Origin of the sequence: Algoriphagus iocasae, from assembly GCF_014206875.1 — a bacterium.
GTDB classification, from domain to species: Bacteria; Bacteroidota; Bacteroidia; order Cytophagales; family Cyclobacteriaceae; genus Algoriphagus; species Algoriphagus iocasae.
Window position 1 is genome coordinate 1172844 of the sequence record NZ_JACIJO010000003.1, and the last position, 13518, is coordinate 1186361.

At 40.9% G+C, this 13518-nt stretch carries 10 protein-coding genes; 3 read left to right on the forward strand and 7 right to left on the reverse strand.

Annotated features, from left to right (window positions below; all coding sequences use genetic code 11):
- Window position 1: 1 nt before the first annotated feature.
- From FHS59_RS19200 to FHS59_RS19210, 3 genes are all read right to left on the reverse strand, one after another.
- A complete protein-coding gene (locus FHS59_RS19200; protein WP_184497077.1) occupies window positions 2-1222 on the reverse strand; it encodes a hypothetical protein in 1221 nt (406 codons plus the stop codon).
- Between the two features lies 1 nt (window position 1223).
- Complete coding sequence (locus tag FHS59_RS19205) at window positions 1224-2657, reverse strand: DNA cytosine methyltransferase (protein ID WP_221444540.1); 1434 nt, start codon at window positions 2655-2657, stop codon at window positions 1224-1226.
- A gap of 441 nt (window positions 2658-3098) precedes the next feature.
- Window positions 3099-3548 carry a helix-turn-helix domain-containing protein gene (locus FHS59_RS19210; RefSeq protein ID WP_184497081.1) on the reverse strand — a complete coding sequence of 150 codons (450 nt, stop codon included), beginning with the start codon at window positions 3546-3548 and terminating at the stop codon, window positions 3099-3101.
- A gap of 1028 nt (window positions 3549-4576) precedes the next feature.
- On the opposite strand from FHS59_RS19210, the gene FHS59_RS19215 reads away from it, so the two are divergent.
- The 3 genes from FHS59_RS19215 to FHS59_RS19225 all read left to right on the forward strand — a co-directional run bounded on the left by FHS59_RS19215 (window position 4577) and on the right by FHS59_RS19225 (window position 11151).
- Window positions 4577-6553, forward strand: a complete 1977-nt coding sequence (locus FHS59_RS19215; RefSeq protein WP_184497083.1) for a TlpA family protein disulfide reductase — start codon at window positions 4577-4579, stop codon at window positions 6551-6553.
- Window position 6554: 1 nt separating this feature from the next.
- Window positions 6555-9746 carry a SusC/RagA family TonB-linked outer membrane protein gene (locus FHS59_RS19220; protein ID WP_184497085.1) on the forward strand — a complete coding sequence of 1064 codons (3192 nt, stop codon included), beginning with the start codon at window positions 6555-6557 and terminating at the stop codon, window positions 9744-9746.
- Window positions 9747-9834: 88 nt separating this feature from the next.
- The gene (locus FHS59_RS19225; protein WP_184497088.1) at window positions 9835-11151 is read left to right on the forward strand and encodes a RagB/SusD family nutrient uptake outer membrane protein; all 1317 of its coding nucleotides are present in this window, start codon (window positions 9835-9837) and stop codon (window positions 11149-11151) included.
- 36 nt (window positions 11152-11187) lie between these two features.
- Here FHS59_RS19225 and FHS59_RS19230 read toward each other — a convergent pair whose 3' ends face one another.
- The 4 genes from FHS59_RS19230 to FHS59_RS19245 all read right to left on the reverse strand — a co-directional run bounded on the left by FHS59_RS19230 (window position 11188) and on the right by FHS59_RS19245 (window position 13346).
- Entirely contained in the window at window positions 11188-11475 is a 288-nt protein-coding gene (locus FHS59_RS19230) for a hypothetical protein (RefSeq protein WP_184497090.1), read from the reverse strand.
- Between the two features lie 475 nt (window positions 11476-11950).
- Complete coding sequence (locus FHS59_RS19235) at window positions 11951-12214, reverse strand: hypothetical protein (RefSeq protein ID WP_184497092.1); 264 nt, start codon at window positions 12212-12214, stop codon at window positions 11951-11953.
- 342 nt (window positions 12215-12556) lie between these two features.
- Window positions 12557-12817 (reverse strand): hypothetical protein, encoded by a 261-nt coding sequence (locus FHS59_RS19240; protein WP_184497094.1) that lies wholly within the window; start codon window positions 12815-12817, stop codon window positions 12557-12559.
- 109 nt (window positions 12818-12926) lie between these two features.
- Window positions 12927-13346, reverse strand: coding sequence for a MauE/DoxX family redox-associated membrane protein (locus FHS59_RS19245; RefSeq protein ID WP_184497096.1), 420 nt, complete (start codon window positions 13344-13346; stop codon window positions 12927-12929).
- Window positions 13347-13518: the final 172 nt, after the last annotated feature.

Sequence of the window (13518 nt, forward strand, 5' to 3'; positions counted from 1 at the left end):
ATTATTGGATTTCTTGAAAATTATAGGGTATGTTTCTTGTTTCTCCTATGAAAATAGACTCCTTTATGAGTTTTGTAAATGACTTTTCCAAAGACCGATCACAGCGATAAGTGCACAGCCGTTTTTTTTCCTCAATAAAATCACCATTCTGAACAGATAGGATAATTCCACAAGGGTCTGGAAACTCGGATATTAAGCCAAATCTGGATTGTATTTCAATAATAGCTGATCTCATTTTTAATAGGTCAATTTTCACGAATCCTGACTTTTCTGAAAGCAATTCATAATAGTGTTCATCTTTGATTTTGTCAGTAAGAGTGTAGAAGTGTTCTATTGATCCACCTTGCAATTCAATATTCTCCAAAAAATGATCTTCTAAAGTTGTGATTTCTATCCCTGACACTCCACTTTTCAAACGGCTTTCAGCAATTCCAATGGACATAGCATAGCACTCGGTTACATGCTTCATAAGCCATTCGGAATTATCATTCTGACCCGTAAAAATCTCTCTTAGTGCCAAAAGTGCTTCTCCTCGACCAATGTAAGGTTGAAAAGGGTTATTTGCATTGGTAAGAAAACAGGTTGCTCTTATATTCAATATTCTTGCGACATCAATAAACAACTGAGCATTTCTTTTTGCAGTTTCCCAATCGCTACCGAAATTTCCAAAATCTGAAACTCTTATGTCTAAACCTGTAGTTTGTAATCCCACGGCAATTTTTTTAGATAGAATACTGGCAACAACAAGTGCAGGAATACCTATCCTTTTAATTGATTTTCTGTATTTAAAAAGTTGTCTATCCAGTGGGGCATAATTGTCTCCACCAATAAAGTGTACATAATCACTTTCTTGGAGCCATTCCTTAAGGGTGGTTGAATCAGGGTTAATATTATATCCTTTTATTTGAGCTAGAACGTCAATACCCCCAGCCGGTCTCCCAGGGACGCCAAGTTTAGGGACTGTATATCCTATTTGCCGAAGGAATAAGGGGGTTATTAATGTGGATAATGAGGAGGGACCTCCTGTAGATGGAATATCAGCCAGTATTTTATTTGATTTAGAAAGGTTTAGGATATTCCCAGAATTAGCCAAATGAAGAGCCAATTGAGCTATATCATCTAATTTAATTTTTGATTCACTAAAATCTATTAGAGCTTCAAAAGCACCGGAGCTAGGAGAAAAATGATTAAGGTCATCTAATATTTTAGAGAATGCTGTCATTTTAATCATTATTTAAATTAGAAAACAACTTAAGAACTACCTCCCCAATTTGTTTAGCCAAAAATGGCGGTACTGCATTTCCCACCTGGTGATATTGGGCAGTTCTGGATCCACAGAATAAATAGTTGTCTGGGAAGGTTTGGACTCTTGCAGCTTCTCTTACAGTCAATGACCTACATTGCATTGGATCGTAATGGATAAAGTAATGACCATCTTTAGAAATATGGCTTGTAACCGTGGTAGCTGGCTTATCGGCTACTTGTACTCTAAATCGATCAGCAAACTTTCCTGTATCAACATTTGCATGATCAGGTATTAATTCATTGTGATGTTCTGCATAGTCAATTAAACGAGGGAAATCTCCGTTTTTCTTGGTATAAAGTGCTGCAAACATATACCTCATCAAATCTTGAGTAAGATGAGATCTTGATTCATGGTTTGCCACACCTTTGATTTTTGGATCTTTATACCAATTTTGAAGTTCAATATTGCAATCAGTCTCACTTGGAGTTTTACTGGATAAGAATTCCTTTCCAATTCCGTTTACAAGATTTTCACTATTAATTTTAAACTCGTTTGGAATTAAATCCCCCCAAGTTTCAAGCTTCCCAACTTGTTGCTTCATAATGTTTTCCCAAAGCTGATCGCTGTCTTTTAGGGCTTGATATATTCGCTTTGGACTTCCATCGGCGTATTTCTCTACGGGGTGATATTTGATAAATTTTTTACTTATTCCACTTCTTATTCTGGGAAGCTTTCCTATCACTGATTTCAAAATTGTTGGTGAATCCATTTTCGATAGAACTATTGGTTCTACTTTAATATCTTCTCTTATTCCCAACAAAATGACCCTATGCCGTCTTTGGGGAACACCGTATTTTTCACTTTTAATTAAAAAATCTGTATTATTTTCATAAATAGGATAGCCTTTAAAGTATGAATTGGGAGATTTTGCCAAGGAGTAGATTTTATATTTTGGAGAAGAAAGTCCAGTGAAAACCCTACCTGGATCTTTCAAATCCTTTTTAATTAAATCAAAAACCTTAATATCATCAACTTCAGCAGAAAGCAAACCTTTCACGTTTTCCATTACAAAAACCGCTGGATGATGGTTTGCAATAATTCGTAAATATTCTTTATAAAGGTGGACTCTATGGTCAGAATTGGAAATCCCCTGATTTCTCGAACGTCCTACAAGTGAATAAGCTTGGCATGGTGGTCCACCAATAAGTAAAAAATCCCTATTTCCTTTAAGTGCTTTAGAGATTTTATCATCTATTGTTTTATTGCGCTCTAAAATTTCAAGAGGCTTATAACCTCCCTTTTTTTTGCCGTTTTTATCAAATTCTTCAGGATAGGGAAGTTCAAAACACCAAGCCTCATTATTAGCGTTTTCCCATTCTAAGGGATACTTGTTTTTGAGTTGATCAATCAACTTTTTCCTTTTCTTCCAAGTATTAGCCCTCATTATTTCATAATAATGTTCTGGTACTTCACTTACCGGAAATTGCCTAAAAAAACTTCTTAAGCGTAGGGTTTCATGAGCGTTTTCATCCTTTTCAATGGAAAGCTTGATGTCATAAACTCGTTTATTATTCTTATCTACAATTGAGGAAAATCCTTCTCCTAGACCACCTGGGCCAGCAAATATATCGATGATGGGGATCGGCATTTTTTTACTCCTAAAATGGGAGGGAATTTGAATTGTTAAATGGGTTTTAGTTAAATATTATGAAAATGTTCTCAACCTAGCCCAAGGTAATTGAATGGCTTAAAATAAAAATACCCAATGCAGGGTATTTTTTGATAAAATCATATCTTTTGGAAGCAAATTCAGCATACTTCAAGTGAATAAGAAATGAAAATGTCTAAAAGTTCACTTCCCCTTAATCCTCTTCACCTCCTCAGCCAAATCCATCACTGTCTTGGTCAATGACTCTATTTGCGCAGACTTTCTCTGATCATCTTGGAGATACTTCTCTAAAAGTTGGACTATTTGATCAACTGGGTGGTATTCGATGTGCGGATAACTATGCTGACTGGAATTCACAGCATGATCATTAAAAATATTATTTGACTGAATATTGTAAATAGCGCTATCTGGATTGAAATTTTCAATGAATTCTGGTGTTACACCTAATTTTTTTGCTATAATTCCTAATGGTTCTTCCTCAATAATCTCTGAATTTTCCAATTTGGACATTTGTTGCTGGCTCCATCCGCAGTCCTCTGCCAGTGCATATTGTTTGATGCCCATTATTTCTCTTAGCCTTTTTACGTTACGTCCATGATGGACAAAACCTCGGTCTTTTTTTGCTTCGCTCATAGTGGAAAGATAAAAATTTGTTGCATGGTAAGATACCACAGAGAGTGGTTTTTTACCGGGTATTTTACTTACATATTTGGGTAAAGCATATTTGATAGGCTTTACAATTGTAATTTACACTATTTGCTAGATATTTTATAGTTGTAGTTTTCAATCTGTTCTTAATATTTGACAATCAGTGTCCTAAAGAAATGAAATTAGAATTGAAGAAATCATATCCCATTAAAGTTGCTTCGCTCGTAACTGGAAGTGGAATGTCGCCTTTCTTGGATTTTGGTCTCGCTGTTTTGGTCTCTCTACCTATTAACCTTTTACCAGAGGAACTTGGCATCACCGCGGTAGATCGCCTGTATCCTCTAAAGCCTAAGAATCCTATTTGAGGGTTTAGGCATTTTTAAGGCTGTACTTGCTTTCTTCTGATCTGGGAAGGGACATATCCGGAGATTGCGCAGCTCCCAGAAGTACAGTTACCACACACTCAGATCAGCAAGCTTTTAATGCCGGTAGCGCTGATACATTTCTTATTTATTCATTAATGCTGGGTGCCTTAGCAGGGCAGGGTGGGAATAGTATGTCATTTCGAACGGAGCTTGCGAAGAGAGAAATCTCATTAAACGATAGAGATTTCTCAGTCGTTCCTCCTTCGAAATGACCTGAAAAACTGCGACTGCTCACTGACTACTGTTGACTGTGGACTTTCTTTGAGATTTCTCCTCGTTCCTCCTCGTCGCCTGCCTGCCGAAGGCATGGAAATGACCTATAAGTAGCCTTTGAAAGCTTTCAGATTTCTGACTTCAGCCTTCTGACTTTCAACATCGGTCATCGGTCATCAGTCATCCAGCATAAAACACATTTCAAGCATGTTAAAAAAACTACAAATATGCTTCCTGGGATACCTATGTCCTTTTCCCAATAGGAGCATATCAAAATGGTGGAGAGATTTCTTCTGTATAATCAGTACTAGATCTCTCTATCTCACCGCCATAGGCGGTTTATTTCATCGACGAAGTCGATCTATTTCAATTTACTTGAAGAATTATCTCTGCGACAAAGGAGCTGTATTTCGTCAGCCACAAGCTGACATATCTCAGAAGCGAAGCGACTTTATCTCGCAAGCCGAAGGCTTGTGTATTTCTAATTTTCTAAACCAAAAATGGTTCGTAAAAACCTTTTTAATCCTATCAATACTATTAAGTAGTATAAATAAAGTAAGTAGTCAAGTTGCTTATTCACCACCGGGGATTAAGTTGGTTGATAACCCCGGAATTCCTGCCTTAGCAGGATTCCATCGGAGCGGGGAAACCCGTTCCGATACTTTCTTCGCTGTTGCACTTCAGGATATTGACGGTGGCCCTGGGATTGAAGCCAGTTTCCAAAGCCAATCTGTTAGAAATGAATTTCAACATCAGGCTGCCATTTTGGACAGGAACAGTAAGGCAAACGAATCGGCTGTCGACTGTGGACAGATGACTGTTGACTGTTTTGATGCCTCTGATTTCCAAGGAGATTTACCACAACCCGAAAACTCCTTTTTATTTATTGAGATTCCAGTTTCCTTGGCTCCCGATACCCTTTGGTTTCGGTATTGGACTGACTTCCTTAAGCAGGACAGAAGCATGACCCCAGGAGTCCAAAAACCCTTATTGCCAAGTCTTGGAAATTTCTTCGAAGGCAACTCAGGTTACAAAACTTACCTCATCAATTTTCCTGAGCAATCGGAACCCATCACTTTTAGCCTCAGGGACAAAAAAAACTATTTGATTCATTACTGGACCTTTTACCCGGGGGATCAAATAAGAATAAGGGCAGATTTGGAGGATGGTAAAATGCTCTTTACTGGAGCATCTGCAGATTATTACAGAGCCCAGTATGAAATTTCAAGACTGGCGGATGAGCTGCAGTTCCAAGCCCACCCCTTGATGTTCACTTCAGATCCAGGCCGAATGCTTTCGGATTCATTGACTTTAGCTCTTTATAACCGTTCCCTTGACCTGCCTGCAGATTTGTTCCCTTCCATGCAGTTTTGGATCCCCACTGAGCCAGACGAAAAGCTGCTCGATTCTCTCCTGACACAGGATCCTTTACAGTTGCCTTTTCTGCAGTATTTGGACAGGTTAAACAACAATTTTACTGCTGAGCAAAAGGAGCAGCTTACCCAAAGAGCCTGGGGAGAGTATTTGCATCAGATCCTTCCCAAACTGAATCTGGGCAAGAATTTATTGTCCCAACCAGGTTTTAATAAAAAGTTTGAAAAATGGATTGGAAATATACCGCTTTCAGAATCCAATTGGATTGACCCAATGTACCTGTCTGGGATCAATGACTTGATTCTGCTTCGGACCTCTGTCCGTGGACAAAGTCTTTTGGAAGGCCTAGCAGATCTCAGTCCTGCATTACAAGATCGCATTTTGGGACTTTATGTGCTTTCCAACTTTAAGCAATTGGAGAATGGGAGAGAGGCAATGATGGATATAGCTGATAATACTATCCATACCCCATGGATTGCCAATCTGATCCATGACCTAGATTCCAAAAATTCAGAAGGAAGTCCTTTCTATTCAGGACACCTGCAAAACTTAAATGCACAGTCCATTGCTTTGGACCAATACCGAGGCAAAACACTCATCCTCAACTTTTGGATCTCAGGCTGCAAATTCTGCATGAAGTATTACCACAGCACATTAAAGCCTGTGTTTGAGCATTTCAAAATGCGGGAGGATATCCAGTTTATTGCCATAAATGCGGATAAGGATACTTCCAAATGGATAGAAAATGCGCTTTCCGGTAGCTATTCCCATCCGGAGATGCTCCAGTTGCACGAGGATTCCGGCAAGGGAATCCTTGAATACTATAAAATCAGCGCATTCCCACAAAAAATTCTGGTGGACTCTGACTTCAGAGTTGCACAGGCTACCCTGACCCAGTACAGCCCGGAAGAATTGATCCAAAAAATAGAGCAGTTAGCTGCTCCCCATACTACCCAACCAGAATTAAACACCAAATAACATGACAAAAAAACTACTAGTATTACTATGGTTCGGGATCTGGAGCGGGATGCTCCAGGCACAGACCAGTACTTCCTTTAGCGGGAAAGTGATTTCTATGGAAGAAGGGATTCCATTACCGGGGGCCCTGATCACTTTAAATAAGGATGAGCATATTGTTTTGGCAGATGAAGAAGGGGATTTCACAATAGAGGTCATGCCCGGTGATTATGCCTTAAAAGTATCCTACCTCGGGATGAAACCTTATGAATTAAGCATTTCGCTTCCTTATGCGGGCGAACTGTTGATTAAGATGGAATCTGACCAAAGAAACCTGGAGGAAGTCACGGTCATGTCCACAGGATATCAGGAGCTTCCGGCAGAGCGGGTGACCGGATCTTTTGTCTCCCTAGACCGCAAACTGATTAACAGAAAAGTAAGTACTGACCTGATAGATAGATTGGAGGATATTACCCCTGGGCTGATCTTCAACAGGGGTCCCAGCGTAGGGAATAATCAGATTTCCATCAGAGGAAGGTCAACCTTATTCGCCAATACCGAACCTTTGATCATCGTAGATAATTTCCCATACGATGGCCCATTGGAAAGTATCAATCCCAATGACGTGGAGCACATTTCTGTATTGAAAGATGCCGCCGCAGCTTCGATCTGGGGTGCACGTGCCGGTAATGGGGTGATAGTGATCAGCACCAAATCAGGAATAAAGTCCTCCGCTCCAAAAGTTTCCTTGAATTCGAATGTGAACATAATCCAGACCTCTGATCTTTTTTATGTGCCACAGATGAACATGGGTGATTTTGTGGACATAGAAAGGAGCCTTTTTGAGAACAATTTTTATAGAGGAACTGAATTAAACCCTAACCGTCAGGCTCTTCCTCCTGTGGTAGAAACCTTGATCTCTCTTAGGGATGGGGAAATAACTGATGAGGAGGCAAACAATAGGATCCAGGATTATAAAAATGCTGATTTAAGAGAGGACATTGCACGTTATTACTATCGTCCACAGATCAATCAGCAGCATTCACTTTCGGTAGCAGGTGGCGGTCCTGCTTCCACCTACCAAGTTGGTCTGGGCTTTGACAAAAATCTTCACTCCATTGAGGGTAACGATGATGACCGATGGACCATTCAGGCAAAAAACTCCTGGGATTTAGTCGACAAAAGGCTTACATGGTCTGTAGGAGCCTACATTTCCAAGGCTCAGTTAAATACCCGAACCCAGATACCACAAAACAGCCCTTATTCAAGCCTGGTTGACCCCTCTGGAAATCCCCTGCCCATATTCACCAACTTGTCTCAACGGTATGTGGACTCCATACAAGAACAAGGCTTATTAGATTGGTATAATAAGCCCCTAAACGAAATCGGGATGCTCGACTATAAAAATGAGCGACTTGACGGCAGGTTCCAGACTGCATTAAACCTAAAAATCATCGAGGGACTGTCTGCAGATATATCTTATCAGTATTGGACTGGTAGAACCCGTAATAGGGAGCGGAATCCTTCCCAGTCCTATTTTGTCAGGGATCTGGTCAATAGATATTCACAACTTGATGAAAATGGCGGTATTCTACAAATAATTCCTACAGGAGACATCATTGACTTTTCAGACACATATTCCTTTTCCCATACCCTCCGTGGGATGCTGAAATACCAGAAAAATTGGGATAATAAGCATCGCCTTAATGTACTCGCCGGTACCGAAGTAAGGGACCTGAAGTCAGAGTCTAATTCCGTTCGCTACTATGGATATAATGATAACCTGGCTACCTCTGCGATTTTGGACTACCTCAACCGCTACCCTTACTTTTATAACCCTTCATCCATGCAGCCCATTGATGCAGGTACTTCCCATTCTGGATTGACAGATCGCTTTTTATCCTTCTACTCCAACATGGGATATACCTATAGGGATAAGTTGGATTTGACACTCAGCATCCGAAAGGATCAGTCCAATTTCTTTGGTGTCAATTCCAATAAAAGGGGAGTTCCGCTTTGGTCAGCGGGATTGGGTTGGACCTTGAGCCAGGAAAATTTCATGTCCTTTTTGGGCAATGCCTATCTGAAATGGAAAGCCAGCTATGGCTACAGTGGAAACTTGGACAAAAGTCTATCAGGTCTTATGACTGCCTCTTATTTCAATCAACCCTCCAGCCGATTTGTGCCGAATATCCCCGGAGCACAGATCGTAAATCCTCCCAATCCAAATCTAAGCTGGGAAAAAGTAGGGATTTGGAATACAGGTTTCGATTTTGAATCCGGCAATGGACAATACACTGCCAGTCTGGAATTCTATAAAAAAAGAGGAACGGATTTAATCGGTGAATACGAGGTGGACCCGGCCAGTGGTTTCTTTACAATCATGGGTAATAATGCTGAAACACGAACCGATGGGATTGATTTGGTATTAGGTGCCAATTGGCTAAAAGGATCCGTGGGTTGGAGAACAGACTTTTATTATTCCAGAGTAAAAGACCAGGTAGTCAAGGTAGATGTGAGCCAGACTGCCGGAGGTTTACTGAATTCTTTTTATCAATCCACGCCTATACCTGTAGTGGACAATCCGCTGTTTGGGGTCTATTCCTATGAATGGGATGGGCTTAACCCGGATACCGGGGATCCTGTTGGGATCTTAAATGGCGAAGCTTCCGAAGATTACTTGGCTATTATCAATTCTGCCACTCCGGAAAATCTGAAATTCCACGGATCAGCAAGGCCTACGGATTTTGGTGCACTTAGAAATACATTTACCTGGAAAGGACTAAGCCTTTCATTGAATATTTCCTATCGCTTTGGTTATTACTACCGCCGAAGGTCAATCGATTATTTCAGTTTGCTACGTGGACAAATAGGACATGGAGACTATGAAAAAAGATGGCAACAGCCCGGCGATGAAGAACGCACTCAGATTCCATCTCTTCCTGAAAATTCAAACGTTTTGAGAAACCTCTATTATTCCAATTCTGCGATTTTGGTAGAGAGAGGAGATCATATCCGATTACAGGATATCCGTTTGGGATACAACTTTGACAAATCTACCAATCCCTGGCTACCCTTTGAAAGTGCTGAAATCTATGCTTATGCCAATAACCTCGGAATAATCTGGAAAGCATCCAAGGATGACCTCGATCCCGATTTTCAGAACGCTGCACCACAAAGAAGCATCGCCTTCGGGTTACGAATCAATTTCTAACAAACTCATAAAGGGTAAAAGAAAACTCCGAAAGACAAAGTCTGGGTTTTCCGGTAAAATATTTACCACCCTTCAAACTCTAATACTTATGAAAAGTCATATCAAACTAATGATCCTTACAGTCTTTTCTCTGATTGTAGGTTGTGAAGGTTTTCTGGATGAAAAACCAAATAAATCAATCTTGGTACCCGAAACCATAGAGGAATTTGAAGCCATTATAGATAACTATGACAGGCTGAACACCAGTCCTGTACTGAGCTTTATGTTTGCCGACGATTATTGGGTAGCAAATACTACCTGGGATAATTTTGCTCCATGGCAACAAAACGCCTACAAATGGTCTGATGATCCTTACTTGCCCAATGAATCCACATTGGATTTCTCGGTGATGTATAGAAAGATTTTCTCAGCCAATGTAATCTTAGATAAGATAAACCAAGAGCCGGATTGGGATCAAAGCAGGATGGAACATTTGAAGGCAAGGGCATTATTTTGGAGGGCCCATGGTTATTTTGAATTGGCGGCTTTGTTTCTACCTATTCCAGAAAAAGCAGGGGATTCCCAGGAAATAAGGATTCCATTCCGAACCACTGCTGAATTTGGTGTTCAAAAAGATATGGAAGAAGCAAGTGCCGTTTTTGATTTGATTTTGGAGGATTTAAAGGGGGCATTGCCAAATCTTCCAGAAGCTACCACTTATCCAACTCAACCAAGCTATTATTCCGCGCATGCACTTCTGGCGAGGATCAACCTTTACTTGGGAAATTATGAACAGGCAATAGTCCATGCGAATAAAGTCTTGGAAGGGAATTTCGAATTATTGGATTACAATGACTTGGACTTAGGTGTCACATTTCCGATGTCACTGTTCAATTCCGAAACTATCTTATTTACAAATATGATCTCTCAAAGCACGGTGTCCAGAAACAATGTGGCCTTTGTTGATTCCACATTGGTAAAAAGCTATCAGGACAATGATCTGAGGGCAGCCTTGATTTTTGAGAATAATACGGGGACATCCTCATTCAAAGGAAATTATACTGGAAGGCAGGATGTTTTTACAGGCATAGCGCTAGATGAAATTTACCTGATTTTGGCAGAATCAAATTTCAGACTAGGCAATTCAGATATCGCCAAGGATTATTTGAAGGAACTGATGGAAAATAGATATCAGGATTTGGATATTTTAGATGACTGGAACCTGGAACTTGATTTCATTTTGGAGGAAAGGAGAAAATCCCTGCTTTTTAGGGGACAGCGCTGGATGGACCTCAAAAGGCTATCCGTGCATGACTCTTATATCACTACTTTAAAAAGAGAGGTCAACGGTGAAATGGTTTCTTTTGAAACTAAGCCGGAAAATTTCATCGCAAAAGTACCACAGAGACAATATGACTTACAATAAGAAGGGGCCGGGTTTTAATCCGGCCCCTAACTTCAATTAATGTGCAATCGGTAGATTGCTGGCATTTTGAACGACAAAGACTTTGTCCTGCTCAGAAGAAATGGGAGTACCCATTCCAAAAGGCTGATCAAAAAGACAGTCTCTTGTCTCATCTTCATTGCAGACATAGGTATCTTCATCTGGATTGATGCCTGTTACATCATACCAGACACTTCCTGAAAGCCCATACTCACCGGTAGGAGCTTGAGGCGAAGTAAATGCCACTGCTGCAAAAGCTCCCAACACCAATGCAAGTGCTGGAAGAAATTTTGATAATTTATTCATAACAATGTCCTGTTTTTTAACCCATCAAAAACAGGAAAACCGTTTCAGGTTGTTTGCCTACTCTAAAAAGGGTTTTCGGCATCTCCCTTTGCGAGGCTCATCGGGTATTAACCTTCTCTTACCCAGGCTATCAAGAGAAATGAGTCTCCTTTTGTTTTCCGTCATCGCCTTCCGACCGGTAGGTTGGCGAGCCGGCTTTAGCCGAGCGTGACGATCTCGTTAATTGGTTCTCTGAGGTGTCATCCCGAACCGCCATAGGCGAGAGAGGATCTCCTCGAAGGTTTTATAGAATGGCTAGTCTTCACAGACCATTTAACATGTTAATATTTCAGCCTCAAGAGGAGGCTTATTTCGCCAGCTTTGAGCGGGCATATCTTGCAGCTTATGGCTGCCTAAATTTTTTTTGACCGAAAAGAATAGATTTATGCTAGAAATTAGTTAACTTAAGTTAAAAGTTGCTATTCAGCCTGTTTACTTAACGCCCAGTTCCAAAACCTTTGGGGTTTATCCCCAAGGGTTTTATTTTTGGAGAACCTCGTTGTCCTGCTTCTCCAGAAGCTAGACTAATCCGTCCGTTGTCCTGCTGTCCTGCTTCTCCAGATGCTGGACTAACCAGCGTACATCTACATCTTGCTGGCATAACTCTTTCGTCTTCGGCATACGATCCTGGGCCAGCGCTGATCAAATAACGATCCTTTAAACCTGCTGTTCGGGATTTGTAATCCCGAACCTTTATCATAGGATTTTCAATCCGCTTTGTAGTACATCTTGCTGGTGTAAAACTTTTGTCCCGCTGTCCTGCTTCTCCAGAAGCTGGACTAATCCATCATCTCGTTTTCATCTTGCTGGCAAAACGATCCCTCTCCGAATGACGATCCCGGGCCAGCGCTGTTCAAATAACGATCCTTTAAACCCAGGCTTAAAAGCCTGGGCTATTAAGCTGCGACCCCTACAGGGTCTTTTAATTCCAAATTTTAAATTTCAAATCCGCCAACCAACACCCGATATCTCACATCTCAAATCTCACTCCTTTTATCTTCCAGACTTCATACTTCTGACTTTCAAAACTGCCAACTGCGACCTACCTTCGGTAGGCAAGCTGTCCACTGCGACTGGCCACTTTCCACTTCCTACTTCCCACTTCCCACTTCCAACTTCCTTGCTTCCCCTTTAAACTTTCAAAACTGCCTACTGCGAAGCCGACTGCGACTGCCACTGCGACTGCATACTTCCGTCTTCGGTCTTCTGTCTTCTGTCCTTTCAGCTTTCTCACTTTATCCTTCTGACTTTCAAAACTTCCCACTTCCGTCTCCTGTCTCCTGTCTTCAGTCCCTTCAAACATCCGATATCGGACATCCCACTTTCTCCTCTTTAAACTTTAAACTCTCCACTTTAAACTACCTTTCCTTTCAGACTTCAGACTTTAGCTTTCTGACTTTCCTTCCCATCTCCTAACTCTCAACTTTAAACTTTAAACTCCTCAGTCCCCAAACCGCCACTCCAATAAACCCCAGATTCAAAACAAAATGCTCCGCCCAACCCAAACTCTCCAAAATCCCGGCACAATTGCACGGTACTCTTGGAAAAGCTCCCACCCAGATCAAACCTACATAGGTAGTAAATACTGTTAGCAGCAAAATGCTACCTAGATATCCCCACCATCTGGTGATTGAAAAGAGTAGGAGCAGGGCGAGTAGCAACTCAGAGACCGGAATAACATATGCCAAAACTTCTTCAAGTTCATTTGGCATGGGCTGATTCAGAAATGCTTTTCGGCTTGCCTCAAACTGGATCAGTTTATCCAATCCCGTATAGGTCCAGAGCAGAATCAGAAGTGTTGAAGCTATTTTGTCCATGATATGATTTTTCATTTTAGGTCTCTATCTATAGGGATTTCAACCTAGCCATTAAGGCCATATACCCTAGGCACAAATGGCAGGTGGAAAAGAGTTGATTATTTCCTGAAATGAAATTACTAAGCTGATAATCACAGATCTACCTCAAATAAGGGAGAATGGGTTAATAGCTAGAAAAAACCCTCAT

Coding starts and splice junctions, on each gene's coding strand:
- FHS59_RS19210 (WP_184497081.1), bottom strand. CDS start 3,548: ATGAGCGAAGCAAAAAAAGACCGAGGTTTTGTCCATCATGGACGTAAC.
- FHS59_RS19230 (WP_184497090.1), bottom strand. CDS start 11,475: ATGAATAAATTATCAAAATTTCTTCCAGCACTTGCATTGGTGTTGGGA.
- FHS59_RS19235 (WP_184497092.1), bottom strand. CDS start 12,214: ATGATAAAGGTTCGGGATTACAAATCCCGAACAGCAGGTTTAAAGGAT.
- FHS59_RS19200 (WP_184497077.1), bottom strand. CDS start 1,222: ATGACAGCATTCTCTAAAATATTAGATGACCTTAATCATTTTTCTCCT.
- FHS59_RS19240 (WP_184497094.1), bottom strand. CDS start 12,817: ATGTTTGAAGGGACTGAAGACAGGAGACAGGAGACGGAAGTGGGAAGT.
- FHS59_RS19220 (WP_184497085.1), top strand. CDS start 6,555: ATGACAAAAAAACTACTAGTATTACTATGGTTCGGGATCTGGAGCGGG.
- FHS59_RS19225 (WP_184497088.1), top strand. CDS start 9,835: ATGAAAAGTCATATCAAACTAATGATCCTTACAGTCTTTTCTCTGATT.
- FHS59_RS19245 (WP_184497096.1), bottom strand. CDS start 13,346: ATGAAAAATCATATCATGGACAAAATAGCTTCAACACTTCTGATTCTG.